Here is an 18,577-nt window from a genome sequence, read left to right on the forward strand (position 1 = left end):
GGCTGCCGGACCCGCCTCAGGCCGTGCCCGCATCCACCTCCCCGAGGGCCGACGCGGCGGTCCGCCAGGCGGCGGTGACCGCCTGACGGGCCCGGTCCGTCGCCTCCGGCACGCGGTCGGGCAGGTGCAGGGGCGAGCCGATGTGGACGTGGAAGCAGGGCCTGCGCAGGGGGGCGGTGACGACTCCGGCGAACTGCTTGGCACTGCTCCCGGAGCAGAGGCGGCGGGCACCTGCCTGCCCGACGGGCACGACGGGGGCTCCCGTTGCGGCGGCGAGCCGGGCCAGGCCGCTGCGGAACGGGCCCGGGGCCGTCTCGCCGGCGTCGCGGCGTACGGGCAGCCCGCCTTCGCCGTAGAGCAGGACGCTGCGACCCGAGGCGAGGGCGACCGCCGCGGCATCGAGGGAGTCGGCCGCGCGGGCGGTACCGCGGTGGACGGCGATATGACCCTCGCGGCGCAGGGCGGGACCGAGCAGCGGTACGCGCCACAGGCCGCTGGTGGCCAGGATGACCGGCTCGATCCCGTACCGGCGCAGGGCGGCGACCACGACGGCCGGGTCGGCGAGGGAGGTGTGGTTGGCGACCAGAATGGCGCCGGGGGCGGTCCGCACCCCGGCGTCGGCGGTGACGGTCAGCCGCCCGAAGGCGGGTACGAGGGCGGCGGCGATTCGGCTGAGCATGGACGGCCCCGTTCGGATGGTGTGGTGCGGTGTTGCCCATGGTCGGCCGGTGGGGCGGGCGGGTCATGAGTAGGTGTACTCAGCGAATATGACCGAACGGTCACAAGATCCAGCGCGCGGAACGGGTGGCGCAACGGGGACATCTACCAGTGCGGCGAGGCCCCGTCGGGCCTCGCCACATGTATCGGCACGGTGTGAGCAGCAAGGCGGGGCTGGGATGAAGGCGGTAACGGTGGCGGGCGGTTCCTCGGACGACCCGGAGATCGAGGCGGAGACCACCGTCCGGAAGGCGGATCGCGAAGCGACGGCCCCCGCGGGCGCGCTCGCGAGCGCCGATCCCGAGGCCGAGGTGGCTCCCGAGGCGGAGGCTGGTGACACAGTTCGGCCCGAGGCCGACGCGGGACCCGAGGCGGAGGCCGAAGCTGGAACCCGGCCCGAGGTCGAAGGTGCGCGGGAGGCCGAGGCGGAGTCCCGCGACGAGGCCGAAGCAGACACCGGCGCCGAGGACCGGCCCGAAGCGGGCCTCAGCGCCGCAGCCGTCCCCGCGGCCGAGCACGCGCGCGTGGCCGTCGCGAAATCCCGTGGCGAAGCCACCGGTCCGAAGGCCCGGCCCGCGGCGGAGCCCAGCAGCGAAGCGGAGTTCGAGAACGAGGCGGAGTCCGGAGACGAAGCACGCGCCCAGGCCGAGGCTGCCCCTGAGCCCGGCGTCGACGACGCTCGCGCGACCGAGGCGGAGACCGGCGGCGAAGCCGAACTCAAGGACGAAGCACACTCCGAGACCCAGCCGGCGGCGAAGGCCGCTCCCGACGCCGGGACGAAGTCCCAGGTCGAGCCCGGGCAGTCCGGGACCGGGGACGCCCACGAGGCGAAGGCCGAACTCAGGGCCGGTCGGACCGAGGGCGAGCGTGGCGCGGAGACCCAGGCCGACGCCGCCGCGCCGAAGGACCAGGCCGGCCCCCGAACCGGGGTCGAGCGCGCACACGAGACCGGGCCGGAGCCCCGCGGCGAAGCCGGACTGGAGAACGAGGCAAGCCCCGACGCCGAGGCGGAGGCCGTTCCCGGCGCCGGGACGACGGCCCAGGCGCGCCCCCGACCTTCTCTCGAGCAGGAGGCGGAGGCCGACGGCGCAGCACCCTCCCGGGTCGACGGCCGCCCCGTGGTCACGGCCGGGGACGAAGCCCGGCCCGAAGCCGAAAAGCGGCCTGGGGGCAAGGGCGCGCACACGAGCGAGCCGGAGCCCCGCGGCGAAGCCGAGCCCGAGGACGAAGCGCACCCCGACGCCGAGGCGGAAGCCGCTCCCACCACGCCGAAGGCCAAGGCCGATCCCCGAGCCGGAGCCGCGCGCGAGGCGCAGGCCGAGCTCGGGACCGGGCGGACCGAGGGCGAGCCCGAGACGGAGACCGGCCCCGACGCCGCCGGGCCGAAGACACAGACCCGGCCCGGGGCCGGAGCCGCGCGCGAGGCGAAGGCCGGACTCGGGACCGGGCGGACCAAGGGCGAGCCCGAGACGGAGACCGGCCCCGACGCCACCGCGCCGAAGGCACAGACCCGGCCCGGGGCCGGAGCCGCGCGCGAGCCGAAGGCCGGACTCGGGACCGGGCGGACCGGGGGCGAGCCCGAGGCAAAGACCGGCCCCGACGCCGCCGCGCCGAAGGCACAGGCCGGCCCCCGAACCGACGCCGGGCCGAAGGCCCAGACCCGGTCCGGGGCCGGGGCCGGGGACCCGCGTGAGCCGAAGGCCGGTCGGCCCGAGGCGGAGGCAGGTCCCGACGCCGGGGCGAAGGACAAGCCCGGGCAGTCCGGGGGCAAGGGGCAGGGCGGCGGGGACGAGACTCAGGTCATCGCTCGGCCCGGGCCGTCCTGGGCGCGGGAGGTGGAGCGCGACGCCGAGCGGACCAGCCAGTTCGTCGCGCTCAAGGACCTCGACACGCCCGCGCCGGCACCCGCACCCGTCGCGGCCCGCCCGGCGCCGCCCGCGTCCACGGCCACGGCCGAGCCGCAGCCGCCGCTGGAGCTGCTGGCCGACCTCACCAACACCCCTTCCCCGGCGGAGACCCCGCGCCGGACCGCACTGCGCCGCGTCAAGATATGGACGCCGATCCTGCTCCTCCTCGTGGGTGCGGGCGCCGGCGCCCAGTTGCTGCGCCCGCTGCCCGCCCCTCAGCTCGTCGCCGCCGAGGCCGACCGCACCGTCGCCGGGCAGTTCTCCATCCCCTGGCCCGCCAAGGGCCAGGGCGCCGTCCGTGTCTCCGGCTCCGGAGACGTCGGCACCTTCGGCGAGCAGAAGCCGGTCCCGACGGCCAGCGTGGCCAAGGTGATGACGGCCTACGTGATCCTCAAGAATCACCCGCTGCGCAAGACGGAACCCGGCCCCGACATCACGATCGACGCGAAGACCGTCGCGGACGGAACCGCCGAGCACGAGTCCCGCATCCCCGGGCTGACCGCCGGGACGAAGTTCAGCCAGCAGGACATGCTCAAGATGCTCATGATCCCTTCGGGCAACAACGTCGCCCGGATGCTGGCGCGCTGGGACTCCGGCACCGACTCCGAGGCCGCGTTCGTCGAAAAGATGAACGCCGCCGCCAAGGAACTCGGGATGACGAGCACCACGTACACGGACCCCAGCGGTCTGGACGCACGCACCGTCAGCACCGCCGCCGATCAGCTGAAGCTCGCCGAAGCCGTCATGAAGGACGAGACGTTCCGGTCGATCGTCGCGCTCCCGAACGCCACGATCAAGGGGCTGTCCCAGCGTCTCGAGAACAACAACACCCTGCTCACCGCGCAGGGGCTCAGCATCCGGGGCATCAAGACCGGTTCCAGCACCCCGGCCGGCGGAACCCTGATGTGGGCGGCGTACAAGTCGATCGGTGACGAGACGCCATTGATCCTCGGCACGTTGATGGACCAGCACGTGGACGGGCCGGACGAGGACGGCGGGAACAGCCTGAAGCTGGTGCTGGCGAACAGCAAGACGATCATCGAGGCGGTACGGACGGCGCTCGCGTCGGTCCCGGTGGTCCGCAAGGGCGACGTCGTCGGCCACGTGGACGACGGGCTCGGCGGCCGTACGCCGCTGGTGGCGGCCAAGGACCTGAACGTGATCGGCGTACCGGGCCAGCAGTTGAAGCTGTCCCTCGCACCCACCGCCGGGGCCGGACCGCTGCCGCACACCGCGAAGGACGGCTCCGAGGTGGCCGTGCTGACGGTCGGCAGCGGGGAGGGCTCCAAGAGCGTGCCCGTCGCGGTCAAGGGGGCCCTGGCCGAGCCCTCGTTCGGAACCCGGCTGACCCGCGGCCGCTGATTCGCGGACGGATGAGGGGAGGCCGCGGCCCGCGGGCCGCGGCCTCCCCTTCGTTCAGGCGGTCCGGGACGGGCGGCCGGAGCCGCGCGTCAGCGAGTACCCGAAGACGCCCGCGAGGGCCGCGAGCACTCCGCCGGCGGCGGTCCAGATCCAGCGGTCCGACCACCAGCCTCCCGTCCAGCCGTCCTCCGGCTCGCGCAGGGTGGCCGTCACGGTGCCCGCGACCAGCGGGGTGGAGAGGGAGCCGTCCACGGCCTGGATGCCGCCGGTCTCCTCGACCTCGGCCTCGACGGCCGCACTCACCGGGAGGCCCAGGTCCTCCTCCGGCAGGTCGACGACCGTCAGGCGCACGTAGTAGCTGCCCGGCAGCGGATCGTTGGCCCACTGATCGGCGCCCGCGCGTACGGTGCGCAGGGTGCAGGACAGTTCGACCGTGGCGGCGTCCTTGGCCGCGGCCGCGGTCTGCGTTCCGTAGGTGCACGCCTGCCGGCGGCGCAGCCCGTCGTACACGTCGAGCTGCCAGGTCGAGGCACCGTGGCGGGCCTTCGACTCGGGCAGGGTGACGGCGGCCTTCAGCGTGGCGCGCTGCTGCGCGTCGATCGGCAGCACCCAGTAGAGGTAGTCGCCGCTGGACGCGCCGGCCGTGGCCTTCTGGCCCGGACGGAACGCCGCGGCGGTACGGAAGCCGGTGCCCGCCTCGGTCGGAGCGGACTCGGCGGCCTTGGCCCCGCCCGGGCTCGCTGTGGCGGTGGCGCTCGGCGAGGGCGTGTCCGCGACGGCCGCACCCACGGCCGTACCCGCCACCGTGAGTGCGGCGGCCGCGGCCAGCAGGGATGCGGTCAGTGTGCCTACTCTACGCATCAGTTGGTCCTCCAGACGGAGATGCGCCAGCGGGAGATCCATCCCCACACCAGACCGGCCAGCAGCCCGGCGAGCGCCAGCACGGCCAGCAGCCACCAACCCCGCCCGAGGCCGAATGCCGCGACGTCGGAGGCCTCGTCGGGTCCGTCCACCAGGTCGATGGTCAGCTCGACGGGCATGCCCGGGGTCGTCTTGACGGAGGCGGGAGCGGAGAAGGAGTTGCTGACCTGGAGGCAGACGGTCTCGGGCACGGGCTTGTCGTCCGAGTCCACCCCGTCGATCTCGGCCTTCGGGTAGCGCAGGCCGGTGGAGAGGACGTCGGTACGCCCGTCACCCGCCTCCGAGCCGCGTACGATCTCGCGCCCGTGGACGGTGGTGGCGCGCAGCAGGACGCCGTAGTCGTTGTTGACGGCACGGTCGGCGCCGATGCTGACCGAGGCGCGCAGTTCCTGGCCGGGCAGGACGTCGACGCGGTACCAGCGGTGCTCGCCGAAGGTCTCGCGGTCGCTGTAGAGGCCGGCCTTCAGCTGCGGGGCGCCCGCGCACTGCTTCGCGCCCTCGGTGGCCACCGGGTTGACGACCGGGTCCGCGGCCCGGTCGACGAGTTGGCGGACTCTGCTGGAGAGTTCCGCCGTGTGCTGCACCGAGGTGTAGGTACCGCCGGTGGCCTCGGCGATGCAGGTCAGCTGGGCCCGGGTCTTGGCGTCCGGGACCAGGCCGAGGGTGTCGATGACCAGGTGGATGCCCTTGGCGGCGATGTCGCGTGCCACTTCGCAGGGGTCGAGCGGGGCGCAGGTGTCCTCGCCGTCCGTGATGAGCACGATCCGCTTGGTGGCGTTGCCGCCCTCGAGGTCCTGGGCCGCGCCGAGCAGGGCGGGTCCGATGGGTGTCCAGCCGGTGGGGGCCAGGGTCGCCACGGCCGTCTTCGCCTCGGTCCGGTCGAGCGGTCCGACCGGGTAGAGCTGCTTGGTGTCCTTGCAGCCGAGCGCCCTGTCCTCCCCCGGGTAGGTGGCACCCAGGGTCCGTATGCCGAGGCGTACCTCGGCGGGGACCGCGTCGATGACCTCGTTGAAGGCCTGCTTGGCCGCGGCCATGCGGGACTGTCCGTCGATGTCGTTGGCCCGCATGGAGCCGCTGACATCGAGGACGAGGTCGACCTTGGGGGGTTCCTTCGCCGTCGGTCCGTCGGCGGCGGTGGCGCTCGCCGGGAAGAGCCCGACGGCCAGGGCTGCGAGCAGGCCGCACGCCCCGGCCGCAAGCCGTTTTCTAGTGATCATCGCCGGATCGTATTGAGGATCGTCCGGCAATCCAAAACGGGCTGCCGGGGCGGTCTTTCGGGGTGTGCGTCCGGCGTACGTGCGGTGGGCTCGGCCCTGCGCCGGGCGGCTGCGGGCAGGCCGAGGAGCGGCCTGGGGGCGGCCGGGGAGTGGCCGCGCCGACGGACGAGAGTCGGACGGGAGGCGGACCTGGGCGCGGACCGGCGGATATCCGGGTGCATGGGGCGGACCGCCCGATCTAGGCTCGAGGGATGAGCGCTTCCCGTACCTTCCGTATCACCGTCCGCGGCTCCTTCGACGGTCTGACCGACGACCAGCGCGCCGAGCTGCTCGCCGCCGCGCCCGAGCACGACATGCTGCGCGCGGAGTTCACCGCCGAGGGGCATCTCACGTACGACGTGGCGACCCGCCCGTTCTTCACCTTCCGCTTTCTGGACTCGGGTGAGGCCGAGGAGGACATCCTCGATGCGACGGCCCGTGCGGAACTGGCGGCGGAGGGCTGGCTGGCCGAGCGCGGGTACGGCTTCAAGCAGCTGAAGTCGCAGGCCCAGGACATGTCGCTGGCTCCGCTGGGCAAGCGGCAGCGCCGGGAGGCCGCCCGCGGCTGACGGATCAGTCCCCGCCGGTGGCGAAGACGGCCGCGAGGTGCGCCGCCAGTGCCTGCGGGTCGGGCGGGGAGAACCGGGCGCCGAGGTATCCGTCCGGGCGGATCACGAAGGCCGTCGGCTCCCCGGCCGCGTACAGGCGGGCGAACTCGCCGCGGCTGTCGACGTACGCCGGGAGGAGCGTCGCGTCGGCCTCGATGCCGGCGTCCGCGTCCGCCTGCGCGTCGGGTTCGGGCGCGAGCACCACGCAGACCTCCAGTCGGCCGCCGGAGGAGTCCCGTGCCGTCTGGACGATTCGGTCCAGGCCGGGTCCGGCTCCGGCTCCGTAGAGCAGCAGTACGTGTTCCCGCTCGCGCAGGACGTCGTACAGGCGCATCGGGTAGCCGGCGATGCGCTCGGTGAGGCCTTCGCAGTCGGGTGCCCGGTCGCCCGGCCGCGGGCCGCGGCCCTCGCCGGCCGGGTCGACGATCGGGCTTCCCCGGTAGCCGACGAGGAGTTGGGCCTCGCGCAGCATCAGCGTCGCCGGGTCGTCCGGGTCGTTCTCCATCCCCTCGACGGCGTGCCGTACGGTGCGGCCGACGACCTCCTCGCCGACGGGCCGCCGCTCGGCGTCGTAGCTGGCGAGCAGGCCCGGGTGTGCGGCGCCGTCCTCGACCGCGAGGGCGATCTTCCAGGCCAGGTTCCAGGCGTCCTGGATACCGGTGTTCATGCCCTGTGCGCCGGTCGGCGGGTGGATGTGGGCCGCGTCCCCGGCGACGAAGACCCGGCCGTCGCCGTAGCGGTCCACGATCCGGTGGCTGATACGGAACACCGAGGTCCAGCGGATGCCGAAGGCGGTGGTGGGTTTCGGTGAGAGCCGGTCCAGGACGGCCTGGATGTCGGCCAGTTCGGGGCCCCGGCCGGTCTGCAGGCCGTGGGCGACACCGTCGGAGGCGGCCTCGGTCCGTCCTGCTGTGGAGAGTTCGGGCGGCACCATCATCGACATGCGGTACCGGCCCCGGCCGGGCAGGGGGATGCAGACCAGCACGTCGTCGACCGCACCGGCACCGTCCGTGTGCATGGCGCGCAGGGCGTACCCGGGCGGCAGGTCCCAGTCGACGCGCACGTCGGCGAGCATGTACTCCTCGGCGAAGGCCCCGCCCTCGAAGGTGAGGCCGAGTCCCTTGCGCACGATGCTGTGGGCGCCGTCGCAGCCCATCAGAAAGCGGGTCCGTACCTCTTCCTCCGCCCCGGACGGGGTGCGCAGCCGGCAGGTCACCCCGTGGGCGTCCTGGCTGAACGACACCAGCTCGGTGCCGCGCTCGACCGCGGTGCCGAAGCGGCCCAGGTGCTCGTCGAGGATGCGCTCGGTCTCGTACTGCGGCAGCGCCGCGAATCCGTAGGGCACTTCGGGGGGCACGGAGAGGTCGGTGCGGGCCTTCTCGGCGCCGTTGATGTAGAGGTACTGGCCCCGCATCGGGACGGCCGCCTCCATCGCGGCGCGGGCCAGTCCCATGCGGTCCCAGACCTCCAGGGTGCGCGGCTGGATGCCCACGGCCTTCGCGAACGGCAGCCTCGCGGGCAGCCGGTCGACGATCCGGCAGGAGACGCCCCGTCGGCGCAGCTCGGCCGCGGCCGTGAGCCCGACCGGGCCCGCGCCGGCCACCAGTACATCTGTTGCGAAGGTGTGCGCCACTGGCGCCTCCTGGCGTGCGGCCCCCGGGGAGTGGATGCCCCTTCATGGTGGCCGCCCGCCGGGCGTCCGGCATCTTTACTCGATCACGAGGTCCACGTCGATGTTGCCGCGGGTGGCGCGGGAGTACGGGCAGACCTCGTGCGCCTGCTTGACCAGCAGCGCGCCCGTCTCGCCGGCCAGGGACTCCGGGAGCTCGACGCGCAGGGTGACGGCGAGGCCGAATCCGGCGCCGTCCTTGCCGATGGAGACCTCGGCGGTGACCGAGACCTCGCTGGTGTCGGCCTTGGCCTGGCGGCCGACGAGGCCGAGCGCGCTGGCGAAGCAGGCCGCGTAACCGGCCGCGAAGAGCTGCTCGGGGTTGGTGCCCTGACCGTTGCCGCCGAGCGCCGGGGGCATCGCGAGGGCGAGGTCGATCTGACCGTCGGAGCTGACGGTGCGGCCCTCGCGGCCGTTGGCGGTGGCGACAGCGGTGTAGAGCGCGTCCATGAGAGGTCCTCTCGCAGAAATGAACCGTGGTGGCGGCCGGTGGTCGGCCGCGCTCCACTACTAGAGCACACAATTCAGTTGTGCACAATTCAATGCCTCTCAAGTTCACCCGGGTACACTGGACGCTATGACCGAGCAGCCCACCGTGACCCACCCCGACCAGGACTTCCTGCGCCTCGACGGCCAGATCTGCTTCGCGCTGAACGCCGCGAGCCGTGCTTTCGGAAGCCTCTACCGGGTCGTCCTCAAGGACCTGGGGCTCACCTACCCCCAGTACCTGGTGATGCTGGTGCTGTGGGAGCACGGCGAGATGCCGGTCAAGGAGATCGGCCGGCACCTGCGGCTGGACTCCGGAACGCTGTCGCCGCTGCTCAAGCGGCTGGAGGCGGCCGGACTGATCCGCCGCGAGCGCAGCGCCGAGGACGAGCGGTCCGTGCGCGCCCGGCTGACGGAGGAAGGTGCCGCGCTGCGGGCCCGCGCGGTGGAGGTGCCCCGCCGGATCGCGGCCGCGACCGGCTTCGAGCTCACCGAGGTCCTCGACCTCCAGGCCCGTCTGAACCGCCTCACCGCCGCCCTCGACGCCGTGCCCCGGGAGGCCGAAGAGGCGTAGCCGCCTCCCGCACCGGACACTGGGTCCGGGACGCGAGAAGGCAGGGCAGGAGGTACGCGATGGACCCGGTTGCGGCGCTGGACCGGATCGCCTTCCTGCTGGAGCGCGCACAGGCCCCCACCTACCGCGTCCGGGCCTTCCGGTCCGCTGCGGCCGCGGTCACGCGGATGGGCGAGCGCGAGGTGGCCGAGCGGAACACGGCAGGCTCGCTGGAGGCCGTGAAGGGCCTCGGCCCGAAGACGGCCCAGGTCGTGCGGGAAGCACTCGGCGGGGCCGTCCCGGCCTACCTGCAGGCGCTGGAGGACGAGATCGCCGCGCTCCCCGAGGGCCCGCCGGCCACGCCGGCCGCCACCGCCCTGCGGGCGGCGCTCCGCGGGGACTGCCACGTGCACTCGGACTGGTCCGACGGCGGCAGCCCGATCGAGGCGATGGGCCGGGCGGCGGCCTCGCTGGGCCACGAGTGGGCGGTACTGACCGACCACTCGCCGCGGCTGACCGTCGCCCGCGGGCTCTCCCCGGAGCGGCTGCGCGAGCAGCTGCGGGTGGTGGACGGGCTCAACGACACGTGGGCGCCCTTCCGGCTGCTCACCGGGATCGAGTGCGACATCCTCGACGACGGGTCCCTGGACCAGGAGCCGGGGCTGCTGGAACGGCTCGACCTGGTCGTCGGCTCGGTCCACTCGAAGCTGCGGATGGACGCGCCCGCGATGACGCGGCGGCTGCTGGCGGCCGTGAGCAACCCGCTGATGGACGTACTCGGCCACTGCACGGGGCGGCTGGTGACCGGCCGGACCCGGCCGGAGTCGCAGTTCGACGCCGAGGCGGTCTTCGCGGCCTGCGCGCAGAGCGGTACCGCCGTGGAGATCAACAGCCGGCCCGAACGGCTGGACCCGCCCCGGCGACTGCTGCGCCTGGCCGTGGCGGCCGGGACCTTCTTCGCGATCGACACGGACGCGCACGCCCCGGGCCAGCTGGACTGGCAGATCGTCGGCTGCAAACGGGCCGTGGAGTGCGAGGTGCCCACGGGGCGCGTCATCAACACCTGGCCCGCGGACGAGCTCCTGACCTGGACCCGTACCCGGGAAGCGCCTTAGGCGGGACCGCGCGGGCCTCGCTCCGGCGGTTCAGGGGCGGAGTTCGACGACCAGCAGGATCACATCGGCTCCGGCCACCGCCATCGTGGTCAGGAACGGGAGCCTTCCGGTGGGTCGGCGGGCCGCGAGGAGCAGCCCCGCCGTGGTCATCACCAGCAGCAGCCGACCGTACGCCGTCACCCGCCCCGGTGGTCCCACGACCAGGGTGGCGGTCGAGCCGAGGACGAGCAGTCCGGCCAGGGCCGCCGAGGCCCGTGCGCCGAGCCGCTGCGGCAGCCCCACCACCCCGGTGGCCAGGTCGTCCTCGATGTCGGGCAGTACGTTGGCGAAGTGCGCGCCCGCACCGAGCAGGGCCGCGGCCGCCGTGAGCCACAGGGGCGGCCAGGGAGTGCCGGGCAGGCCGAGCGTGACGAAGGCCGGCAGCAGGCCGAAGGCCAGGGCGTACGGGAGCCAGGAGGCGGCCGTGCGCTTGAGCCGGAGGTTGTAGGCCCAGGCGGCCGCCACTGCGACGAGGTGCACGGCGCCGGCGAGCAGCCCGCAGGCCAGCGAGAGCGGCACGCAGATCAGCAGGGCCAGGGCCGCCGCCCACGTCACGGCCGCGGCCGACACCGCCCCGGCGACCAGCGGTTTGTCCCGTCGGCCCGCTACCAGGTCGCGTGGCAGATCGGCCCGGTCGTTGCACCAGCCCACCGACAGCTGCCCGGCGGCCACCGCGCCCACGGTGAGGGCCGCGGCTGCCGGGCCCTGCCCGGCGGCGGCCGTCAGGGCGGCGGCGAAGAGGGTCACGGCCGCGGCGGGCAGCGGGTGACATGCCGCCGCCAGAGCGCATGCGACGGCGAGGGCACCGGGCGCCGCCGTGCTCCCGGTGATCCGAGCGGTCTCGTCGGCTTGCGTGGCTTGCGTCGTTGGCGTGGTTCGCGCGGGCACGATGCCACGCTATGCCGCGCCGCGCCCGGTTCGCCTGATTCAGTACGATGTGTCAGTTGTTTTCTATGGTGAACGAATGACACGTGTTCTGGCAGTGCGCAGCGTGTTCCCGCCCCATCGTCACGCCCAGTCCGAGATCACGGAGGCGCTCGCCCGCTTCCTGCCGCCGGGCTCCGACACCGCCCTGCTGCGCCGCGTCCACCGGTCGGTGCGCGTGGACAGCCGGCATCTGGCGCTCCCGCTGGAGCGGTACGGCCCGGCGAACGACTTCGGCGCGACGAACGCCCTCTTCATCGAGACGGCCCTGGAGCTCGGCGCCCGGGCCCTCGAACTCGCCCTCGCCGATGCCGGCCTGACGGCCCGGGAACTCGACCTGGTCATGTCGACCACGGTGACCGGGCTCGCGACGCCCTCGCTGGAGGCCCGCCTCGCCACCCGTGCGGGCCTGCGCCCCGACGTGCGGCGGGTGCCGCTCTTCGGCCTGGGCTGCGCGGCCGGCGCCGCCGGAGTGGGCCACGTCCACGACCATCTGACGGGCCACTCCGGACACGCGGCCCTGCTGCTGTCCACCGAGCTCTGCTCGCTCACCCTCCAGTCGACGGACGCCTCGATGGCGAACCTGGTGGCCGGGGCCCTGTTCGGCGACGGCGCGGGCGCACTGGTGGCGGTGGGCCGCGACCATCCCCTGCACGCCACCGGAGCCGGACCGGAGGTGGTGGCCGCCCGCAGCCGCCTGTACCCGGGCACCGAGCACCTGCTGGGCTGGGACATCGGCCACTGGGGGATGCGCATGGTGCTCGGCCGTGAACTCCCCGACCTGGTCAGGCTGCACGTGGCCGAGGAGGTGGAGTCCTTCCTCGCCGCGCACGACCTCAAGCCCGCGGACGTCGGCGCGTGGATCTGCCATCCCGGCGGACCGAAGATCCTCGACGCGCTCTCCGACGCGCTGGGGCTGCCGGAGTCGGCCTTCGCCGCGAGCCGGCGTTCGCTCGCGGCCGTCGGAAACCTCTCCTCTGCCTCGGTCCTGCACATCCTGGACGGCGTCCGGAGCGCGGGACCGCCCCCTCCCGGATCGGTCGGGCTGATGCTCGCCTTCGGTCCGGGCTTCGCCTCCGAACTCGCCCTCCTGCGCTGGTGACCCCGATGACTTCCATGACCCTGTACATGCTGCTCATCTGCCTCGTCGCCGCCGAACGGCTCGCCGAGCTGATCACGGCCCGTCGCCACACCGCCTGGAGCCTGGCCCGCGGCGGCCGCGAGTACGGGCGCGGCCACTACCCGGTGATGGTCGCCCTGCACACCGCGCTGCTGGTGGGCTGTGCGGTGGAACCCTGGGCGGCCGGAAGGCCGTTCGTCCCGCTGCTCGGCTGGTCCGCCCTCGCCGTCGTCGTGGCCGCCCAGGGCCTGCGCTGGTGGTGCATCGCCACGCTGGGGCAGCGCTGGAACACCCGGGTGCTCGTCGTTCCCGGGCTGCCGCTGGTGGCGGCGGGACCGTACCGGCTGCTGCGCCACCCCAACTACGTGGCGGTGGTCGCGGAGGGCGTCGCGCTGCCGCTGGTGCACAGCGCATGGCTGACCGCCCTCGGCTTCACCGTGCTCAACCTGATGCTGCTGCGCGTACGGATCGGCTGCGAGGACGCCGCCCTGACCGACGGCGGCCGGCTGCGGGCACCCGCCTCCGTCCCCTCGGCCGGCGCCGCCTCGTGATCGACCTGCTGATCGCGGGCGGCGGTCCGGCCGGGCTGGCCACCGCCATCCACGGCGCGCTCGCCGGCCTGGAGGTGGTCGTCGTCGAGCCGCGGCCCACTCCCATCGACAAGGCCTGCGGCGAGGGCCTGATGCCGGGGGGCGTACGCCGCCTCCGCGACCTCGGGATCCCCGTGGCCGGGCAACCGTTCCGCGGCATCCGCTACGTCGACGGGGAGACCGGCCGCCACGCCGAGGGGCTCTTCCGATCCGGCCCGGGCCTCGGCGCCCGGCGCACGGAGCTGCAGGCCGCGCTGGCCGAACGCGCCGCGCAGCTCGGCGTACGGGTGCTCCCCGGGCGCGTCGGCCAGGTACGCCAGGACGGCCACGGGGTCGCCGCCGCCGGGCTCACCGCCCGCTACCTCGTCGCGGCGGACGGGCTGCATTCCCCCGTCCGGCGCGGGCTCGGCCTGTCGGCACCGCTCGCGCCCCGCCGCCGGGCCCGCTACGGGCTGCGCCGTCACTACCCCGTCGAGCCGTGGAGCGACCTCGTCGAGGTGCACTGGTCGGCGCGGTGCGAGGCCTACGTCACCCCGCTGGCGCCCGACCGGATCGGCGTGGCCGTGCTGACCTGCGACCAGGCGCCCTTCGACGTACAACTGGCCCGCTTCCCGCTGCTGTCGGCGCGGCTGGCCGCAGCGGGGGCGGCGGGCGCACCGGCCGCGGTGCGCGGGGCCGGTCCGCTGCGCCAGGGGGCCCGTGTACGGGTGGCGGGGCGCGTGCTGTTCGTGGGGGACGCGGCCGGGTACGTGGACGCGCTGACCGGTGAGGGGCTCACCCTCGCCGTGACGGCCGCGGGCGAGCTGGTGCGGTGCGTACGGGCAGGGCGTCCGCAGGCCTACGAGCAGGCCTGGCGGGACCTGACGCGCAGCTACCGCACCCTCACCGCGTCCCTCCTGTGGGCCCGGCACCAGCCGCGGCTCGCGCCACGGATCGTCCCGGTGGCCGCCCGGCTCCCCCGCCTGTTCACGGGGGCGGTGAACCTGCTCGCGTGAGCGCGGCGAGCGCGCACGCAACGGCACCCCGCGCACGAGGCGCGGGGTGCCGCCGGGGTGAGGTCGGACGGTCGGTCAGGCCGGGCGCTCCCGGTGGTTCCTCAGGGCCAGGCCGGCGAGCACCGCGCCGCCCGCCGCGCACAGCATGACGGTGACACCCGCCCAGGCCAGGGTGCCGCCGACCGCGCCCGCCAGCGGGTCGTACTTCAGTGACCCGCCGAGCACGTGCAGGGCGACGACGCCGAGGGCCGTGGCCGCGCCCGCCCGCCACACCGCTGCGGTGTCCCGGAGCGCGACCAGCGCGCCGGTCACCAGGCAGAGCACGGTGACGAGAAGGGTCAGGTAGTCGAGGGGCGCCGCGGACTGCAGGGCCGTCAGGTCGTACGGCAGGTGCAGCGCGCCGCTCACCAGCAGGGCGACCGCCACGGGCCAGCGCAGGACGTGCCGCAGCGCCCGGTCACGGGAGGCCGCAGCAGCGGGTGGGTCGACGGCGGCGGTGCGCCGGGGCGGCTCCTGGTACGGGGCGTCGTACAGCTGCGCGTACGGGGGCACGTACGGCTCCTCGCGGGGCTCCACGGGCGGCGCAGGGGGCGCGGCGGCGTACGGGGAGGCCGGGCCGGCGGGCTCGGCGACGCGCTGCCGCTCGGCCTGGGCCTCGTCCTCCTTGCCGAGGATGCTCACGAGCAGGGCGACGTCCTCGATGGACCGCCCGACGGCGGCGGCGCGCAGCGTGAGGGCCGCCTCGGCCACCTCCTGCGGCGACTCGCCCAGCAGGGCGACCATGCGTCGTACGTCCTGTACGGGCCGGGTCACCGCGGCCGTGCGCAGGGCGTCGTGCCCGGCGTCGGGCAGCGGGCCACCCTCCTTGAGGAGGCTCACGAGTGCGGTGACCTCCTCGACCGGACGGCAGGTGGCCGCCGTCTCCAGCAGGGTCCGCATGGGCGGTGTGGTCGGCTCGTCCGGGGCTATGGGGTCGGGGGTCCCCTGGCGGTCTTCTTCGTGTTTCGCCGCGAGGGTGATGGGGTCATTCATGGAAAGCTCCGTTCGCCGACGCGCGGGTCTACGCAATCGCGCGCCGGTCATCGTGCGTCATGGGAAGCGCACGCTTTGTTACATTGAGTGCCAATTCCGCTCACTGCGCCATTCGGGGCGGGCAAACGGGGGTCGTCGCCCGTGCCCCAGGGGAAAGGGCGTCGGCCGTGCCCGACTTTCGCCAGGTCCGCCGCCGCTGCGCGCTCCTGCTGCCCGTGGTGTTGCTGCCCGTGGTGTTGCTGCTGATGGGCGCCGCGCCCGGGCCGGGCAGGCCGGTCGTGGACACCGACCGCGGTCCGGTACGGGGCCTCGCGCACGGCGCGTACGACACCTTCGAGGGCATCCCCTTCGCCGCTCCCCCCACCGGCCGGCTGCGGTGGCGGCTGCCGGAGCCGGCGGCCCGCTGGGAGGGCGTGCGCGACGCCGGAGCCGCCGGGGCGCGCTGCGTGCAGCTGCCGGCGGTGGGGCCGGGCGGGCCGACCGGCTCCGAGGACTGCCTGTACCTCAACGTCACCGCTCCGGCGGGCCGCGCCGCCGGGGGCCGACCGCGGCCCGTCATGGTCTGGTTCCACGGCGGCGGCTTCTTCAGCGGCTCGGGCGACGCCTACCGTCCCGACCGGCTCGCCGTGCGGGGTGACGCCGTGGTCGTCACGGTGAACTACCGGCTGGGCGTCTTCGGCCTGTTCGGCCATCCGGAGCTCGGCGGCGCCCCCGGTTTCGCCCTCGCGGACCAGCGGGCGGCACTGCGCTGGGTGCGGGCGAACGCGCGGAGCTTCGGCGCGGACCCGGGCAACGTGACCGTCTTCGGGGTATCGGCCGGCGCCCTCGGCGTGTGCGCGCACCTCACCTCGCCGGCCTCGGCGGGCCTGTTCCAGCGGGCGATCGTGCAGAGCGGATCGTGCTCCACCACGACACCCCCGCGGGCCCTTCTCCCCGGCCTCGGCACGTACGAGCCCTTCGTGCCGGAGCCGCGCACCGTCGCGGACGGCGCCCTGGCGGCGGCCCGGCTCGGCTGCGACCGGCCGGGCGGGGCGCTGGACTGCCTGCGCCGGCTGGACACGGGCACGCTGGCCACCGCCGAGCTGATGCAGCGCTTCTCGCTGGTCTCCTACGGCAACGACGTACTGCCGATGGAGCCCCGGCGGGCGCTGGAGGCGGGCCGGTTCCACCGGGTGCCGGTGGTCCAGGGAACCACCCTGGACGAGGTGCGCCTCTTCCTCGCGCAGACCCTGGCGGCGTACCCGATTCCCGACCGGGCCGCCTTCCGGGCCCGGACGGAGCAGTCCTTCGACGGGCCGACCGCCCGCGCGGTGGAGGCTGCCTATCCGGTGTCGGCCTTCCCGACCCCGGCGGTGGCGTGGGCCACCGTACTGACCGACGCGTCGTTCATCTGCCCCACGTTGCGGGACGGCGCGGCGCTCGGGCGGTACGTGCCGGTGTACACGTACCGGTTCAGCGACCGGGGCGCGCCCGACTTCACCGGGCAGCCGGAGCCGCCCGACCTGCCGTTCGGCGCGGCCCACGGCTTCGAACTGCCCTATCTGTTCACGATCGCGGCGCTGACCGAGCCGCAGCGCCGGCTCGCGGACCGGATGACGGACTACTGGACCGCCTTCGCCCGTACCGGTGTTCCGCAGGCGCCGGGGGCCCCCGCGTGGCCGCGCGACCCGAGTGCGGTGTCGGCGCTGTCGCTGGCGCCGGGGGCGGACGGGATCCGTACGGTGGACGCGCGGGCCGAGCACCACTGCGCCCTCTGGGACGCGCGATGGCCCCGGGTCACCAGGACTCGGTGATGATCACCCCGTCGTCCGGCACCTGGAGCGTCACCGTGCCCGTGTCCCCGTAGACCTCGTGCCGCCAGGCGGTGAACACCGCGGCGATCCGGCGGGCGGCTTCACCGCGGCCCTTGCCCACGTCTCGGGTGGTGAAGGTGATCCGCGCCTCGCCGACCGTGCGCACCTTGCGGACGCGGGCCTCCTTGACCACCTCGGGGGGCATGTACCCGCTCTCGGATGTCCTGCGGTGCCGCAGGTAGTAGGCGGTGAAGTCCCGGGTCATGTCGAACCAGTCCGCCGGGCCGCAGGGGCCTCCGCCGTTGGCCATCTCGCCGTCGGTCGGCGGGCCCACGTAGGCACCGGTGTCCTCGTCGGTCGGCGGACCGGCGTACCCGCCCGTCTCCTGGTCCGTCGGGGGGCCGGCGTATCCGCCCGTCTCCTCGTCGGTGGGCGGACCCGCGTACGCGCCGGTCTCCTCGTCGGTCGGGGGGCCGGCGTACGCGCCGGTCTCCTGGTCCGTCGGCGGACCGGCGTTCCCGCCCGAGCCCTCGTCCGTCGGCACGTCGGGACCGCAGTCGGCCGGGGCGACGGTGGGCACGCCCGCGGGCGGCGCGGCCTGCCGGCCCGCACGGGTGGTCCCGCACGCCGCAAGAGCGGCGCACAGGAGCCCCGCCACCATCACCCGCCCGGTCACGGACCTGACTGTCTTCGTCATGTGCATCCCCCTCGACCATCAAGAGGCGCTCGCGGCGTCCCGGGTTCCACCTCCCGGCCGGTCCTGCCTCAGCCGAGTTCGAGGACGTCCCCGACCCGGGCCGTACCCGGTGTGACGATCCTGGCGAGCACGTCGAGCCGGTTGTCGTGCGCCGTGGCGATGGCTCTCAGGATCAGCGGCGAGTGCGGAAGGTCCTGCTGGGCCTGGTTGGTCATCACGCACCGCTCGCTGGAGCGCAGGAATTCGACGCGGAGGGTGTCCCCCACCCGGGCCGTGCGCCCGATCCACGTGTCCTCGACGAACGGCGGGGTGCCGGGCGGGGTACGTACGAGGATGTTCGGCCGGAACCGGCGCTCGTCCACGGGCACGTCGGGGACCTCGTGCCGGATCCGGTCGAGGGTGGCCGTGGAGAGGACGCTGAGCGGCAGTTGGTCGAAGTGCGAGATGTCGCCCTCGCGGGCCAGCTCGACGTCGCCACGGCCGAGGAAGGTACGGAGGTACGCGTTGGGGTCGGCCACCACGTTCCCGTGCGGGTCGAGCAGTTCGGGCAGCCCCGGAGCCGGGGTGTTCCGGGGGTAGCGGGAGCCCAGGTGGAGCAGACCGTCCATCCGTCGGAAGCGCCGGGTGTTCTTGCCCGAGCCGAGCTTGCCGTCCGCGTCGCGCACGGCGTACAGCCGGTCGCCGACGAGGCCGCGCTCGTCGACGTACACGCTGCGCAGCCGTTCACCGCCGGTCGACTTGATCGGGTACCGCCAGAGCCGCTCCACCGCACCAAGATCTTTCCCCATGGCAT

The 18,577-nt window shown here is 74.4% G+C and carries 17 protein-coding genes; 8 read left to right on the forward strand and 9 right to left on the reverse strand.

Going from position 1 to position 18,577, the window contains the following annotated elements; translation table 11 throughout:
* Nucleotides 1-16: 16 nt before the first annotated feature.
* A complete protein-coding gene (locus OG373_RS02305; protein ID WP_405435415.1) occupies nucleotides 17-679 on the reverse strand; it encodes a lysophospholipid acyltransferase family protein in 663 nt (220 codons plus the stop codon).
* 217 nt (nucleotides 680-896) lie between these two features.
* On the opposite strand from OG373_RS02305, the gene OG373_RS02310 reads away from it, so the two are divergent.
* A complete protein-coding gene (locus OG373_RS02310) occupies nucleotides 897-3,986 on the forward strand; it encodes a serine hydrolase (protein ID WP_405435416.1) in 3,090 nt (1,029 codons plus the stop codon).
* A 54-nt stretch (nucleotides 3,987-4,040) separates the two neighbouring features.
* Here OG373_RS02310 and OG373_RS02315 read toward each other — a convergent pair whose 3' ends face one another.
* Together OG373_RS02315 and OG373_RS02320 are read right to left on the reverse strand one after the other, a co-directional pair.
* Complete coding sequence (locus OG373_RS02315; protein ID WP_405435417.1) at nucleotides 4,041-4,847, reverse strand: hypothetical protein; 807 nt, start codon at nucleotides 4,845-4,847, stop codon at nucleotides 4,041-4,043.
* Nucleotides 4,847-6,124, reverse strand: coding sequence for a VWA domain-containing protein (locus OG373_RS02320; protein WP_405435418.1), 1,278 nt, complete (start codon nucleotides 6,122-6,124; stop codon nucleotides 4,847-4,849). Before OG373_RS02320 ends, OG373_RS02315 begins: the two co-directional genes overlap by 1 nt.
* Nucleotides 6,125-6,375: 251 nt before the next feature.
* On the opposite strand from OG373_RS02320, the gene OG373_RS02325 reads away from it, so the two are divergent.
* Nucleotides 6,376-6,732: a DUF6204 family protein gene (locus OG373_RS02325; RefSeq protein WP_405435419.1), complete on the forward strand. Its 357-nt coding sequence runs from the start codon at nucleotides 6,376-6,378 to the stop codon at nucleotides 6,730-6,732.
* A gap of 4 nt (nucleotides 6,733-6,736) precedes the next feature.
* Here the strand turns inward: OG373_RS02325 and OG373_RS02330 are convergent, their stop codons facing one another.
* Both OG373_RS02330 and OG373_RS02335 read right to left on the reverse strand, forming a co-directional pair.
* Nucleotides 6,737-8,404: an FAD-dependent monooxygenase gene (locus OG373_RS02330; protein WP_405435420.1), complete on the reverse strand. Its 1,668-nt coding sequence runs from the start codon at nucleotides 8,402-8,404 to the stop codon at nucleotides 6,737-6,739.
* A 75-nt stretch (nucleotides 8,405-8,479) separates the two neighbouring features.
* Complete coding sequence (locus tag OG373_RS02335; protein ID WP_405435421.1) at nucleotides 8,480-8,890, reverse strand: organic hydroperoxide resistance protein; 411 nt, start codon at nucleotides 8,888-8,890, stop codon at nucleotides 8,480-8,482.
* A gap of 127 nt (nucleotides 8,891-9,017) precedes the next feature.
* Between OG373_RS02335 and OG373_RS02340 the strand changes: the two genes are divergently transcribed.
* Together OG373_RS02340 and OG373_RS02345 are read left to right on the forward strand one after the other, a co-directional pair.
* Nucleotides 9,018-9,500, forward strand: coding sequence for a MarR family winged helix-turn-helix transcriptional regulator (locus OG373_RS02340; RefSeq protein WP_405435422.1), 483 nt, complete (start codon nucleotides 9,018-9,020; stop codon nucleotides 9,498-9,500).
* A 59-nt stretch (nucleotides 9,501-9,559) separates the two neighbouring features.
* Nucleotides 9,560-10,594, forward strand: a complete 1,035-nt coding sequence (locus OG373_RS02345; RefSeq protein ID WP_405435423.1) for a PHP domain-containing protein — start codon at nucleotides 9,560-9,562, stop codon at nucleotides 10,592-10,594.
* A gap of 30 nt (nucleotides 10,595-10,624) precedes the next feature.
* Here OG373_RS02345 and OG373_RS02350 read toward each other — a convergent pair whose 3' ends face one another.
* Nucleotides 10,625-11,521, reverse strand: a complete 897-nt coding sequence (locus tag OG373_RS02350; protein WP_405435425.1) for a UbiA family prenyltransferase — start codon at nucleotides 11,519-11,521, stop codon at nucleotides 10,625-10,627.
* A gap of 76 nt (nucleotides 11,522-11,597) precedes the next feature.
* Here OG373_RS02350 and OG373_RS02355 point away from each other — a divergent pair, with 76 nt between their 5' ends.
* Genes OG373_RS02355 through OG373_RS02365 form a run of 3 tightly spaced genes read left to right on the forward strand, consistent with a single transcriptional unit; the run spans nucleotide 11,598 to nucleotide 14,262 of the window.
* On the forward strand, nucleotides 11,598-12,659 hold the full coding sequence (locus OG373_RS02355; protein ID WP_405435427.1) for a type III polyketide synthase: 1,062 nt from the start codon (nucleotides 11,598-11,600) through the stop codon (nucleotides 12,657-12,659).
* A 14-nt stretch (nucleotides 12,660-12,673) separates the two neighbouring features.
* Nucleotides 12,674-13,228, forward strand: a complete 555-nt coding sequence (locus tag OG373_RS02360) for an isoprenylcysteine carboxyl methyltransferase family protein (RefSeq protein ID WP_405443906.1) — start codon at nucleotides 12,674-12,676, stop codon at nucleotides 13,226-13,228.
* Nucleotides 13,225-14,262 (forward strand): NAD(P)/FAD-dependent oxidoreductase, encoded by a 1,038-nt coding sequence (locus OG373_RS02365; RefSeq protein ID WP_405435428.1) that lies wholly within the window; start codon nucleotides 13,225-13,227, stop codon nucleotides 14,260-14,262. The genes OG373_RS02360 and OG373_RS02365 overlap by 4 nt, the downstream gene beginning before the upstream one ends.
* A gap of 75 nt (nucleotides 14,263-14,337) precedes the next feature.
* Here the strand turns inward: OG373_RS02365 and OG373_RS02370 are convergent, their stop codons facing one another.
* Nucleotides 14,338-15,294: a hypothetical protein gene (locus OG373_RS02370; protein WP_405435429.1), complete on the reverse strand. Its 957-nt coding sequence runs from the start codon at nucleotides 15,292-15,294 to the stop codon at nucleotides 14,338-14,340.
* A 167-nt stretch (nucleotides 15,295-15,461) separates the two neighbouring features.
* On the opposite strand from OG373_RS02370, the gene OG373_RS02375 reads away from it, so the two are divergent.
* On the forward strand, nucleotides 15,462-17,087 hold the full coding sequence (locus OG373_RS02375) for a carboxylesterase/lipase family protein (protein WP_405435431.1): 1,626 nt from the start codon (nucleotides 15,462-15,464) through the stop codon (nucleotides 17,085-17,087).
* On the opposite strand, the gene OG373_RS02380 is transcribed toward OG373_RS02375, so the two are convergent.
* Nucleotides 17,071-17,784: a hypothetical protein gene (locus tag OG373_RS02380; protein ID WP_405435432.1), complete on the reverse strand. Its 714-nt coding sequence runs from the start codon at nucleotides 17,782-17,784 to the stop codon at nucleotides 17,071-17,073. The genes OG373_RS02375 and OG373_RS02380 overlap by 17 nt on opposite strands.
* Before the next feature lie 68 nt (nucleotides 17,785-17,852).
* Nucleotides 17,853-18,572, reverse strand: a complete 720-nt coding sequence (locus OG373_RS02385; protein WP_405435433.1) for an MOSC domain-containing protein — start codon at nucleotides 18,570-18,572, stop codon at nucleotides 17,853-17,855.
* Between the last annotated feature and the right edge of the window lie 5 nt (nucleotides 18,573-18,577).

Origin of the sequence: Streptomyces avidinii (assembly GCF_045161815.1) — a bacterium.
GTDB classification, from domain to species: domain Bacteria; phylum Actinomycetota; class Actinomycetes; order Streptomycetales; family Streptomycetaceae; genus Streptomyces; species Streptomyces avidinii.

What these genes read in the sequence shown, in the direction of transcription:
- OG373_RS02305 (WP_405435415.1), bottom strand. Translation starts at nt 679, where the DNA reads ATGCTCAGCCGAATCGCCGCCGCCCTCGTACCCGCCTTCGGGCGGCTG.
- OG373_RS02310 (WP_405435416.1), top strand. Translation starts at nt 897, where the DNA reads ATGAAGGCGGTAACGGTGGCGGGCGGTTCCTCGGACGACCCGGAGATC.
- OG373_RS02315 (WP_405435417.1), bottom strand. Translation starts at nt 4,847, where the DNA reads ATGCGTAGAGTAGGCACACTGACCGCATCCCTGCTGGCCGCGGCCGCC.
- OG373_RS02320 (WP_405435418.1), bottom strand. Translation starts at nt 6,124, where the DNA reads ATGATCACTAGAAAACGGCTTGCGGCCGGGGCGTGCGGCCTGCTCGCA.
- OG373_RS02325 (WP_405435419.1), top strand. Translation starts at nt 6,376, where the DNA reads ATGAGCGCTTCCCGTACCTTCCGTATCACCGTCCGCGGCTCCTTCGAC.
- OG373_RS02335 (WP_405435421.1), bottom strand. Translation starts at nt 8,890, where the DNA reads ATGGACGCGCTCTACACCGCTGTCGCCACCGCCAACGGCCGCGAGGGC.
- OG373_RS02340 (WP_405435422.1), top strand. Translation starts at nt 9,018, where the DNA reads ATGACCGAGCAGCCCACCGTGACCCACCCCGACCAGGACTTCCTGCGC.
- OG373_RS02345 (WP_405435423.1), top strand. Translation starts at nt 9,560, where the DNA reads ATGGACCCGGTTGCGGCGCTGGACCGGATCGCCTTCCTGCTGGAGCGC.
- OG373_RS02355 (WP_405435427.1), top strand. Translation starts at nt 11,598, where the DNA reads ATGACACGTGTTCTGGCAGTGCGCAGCGTGTTCCCGCCCCATCGTCAC.
- OG373_RS02360 (WP_405443906.1), top strand. Translation starts at nt 12,674, where the DNA reads ATGACCCTGTACATGCTGCTCATCTGCCTCGTCGCCGCCGAACGGCTC.
- OG373_RS02370 (WP_405435429.1), bottom strand. Translation starts at nt 15,294, where the DNA reads ATGAATGACCCCATCACCCTCGCGGCGAAACACGAAGAAGACCGCCAG.
- OG373_RS02380 (WP_405435432.1), bottom strand. Translation starts at nt 17,784, where the DNA reads ATGACGAAGACAGTCAGGTCCGTGACCGGGCGGGTGATGGTGGCGGGG.
- OG373_RS02385 (WP_405435433.1), bottom strand. Translation starts at nt 18,572, where the DNA reads ATGGGGAAAGATCTTGGTGCGGTGGAGCGGCTCTGGCGGTACCCGATC.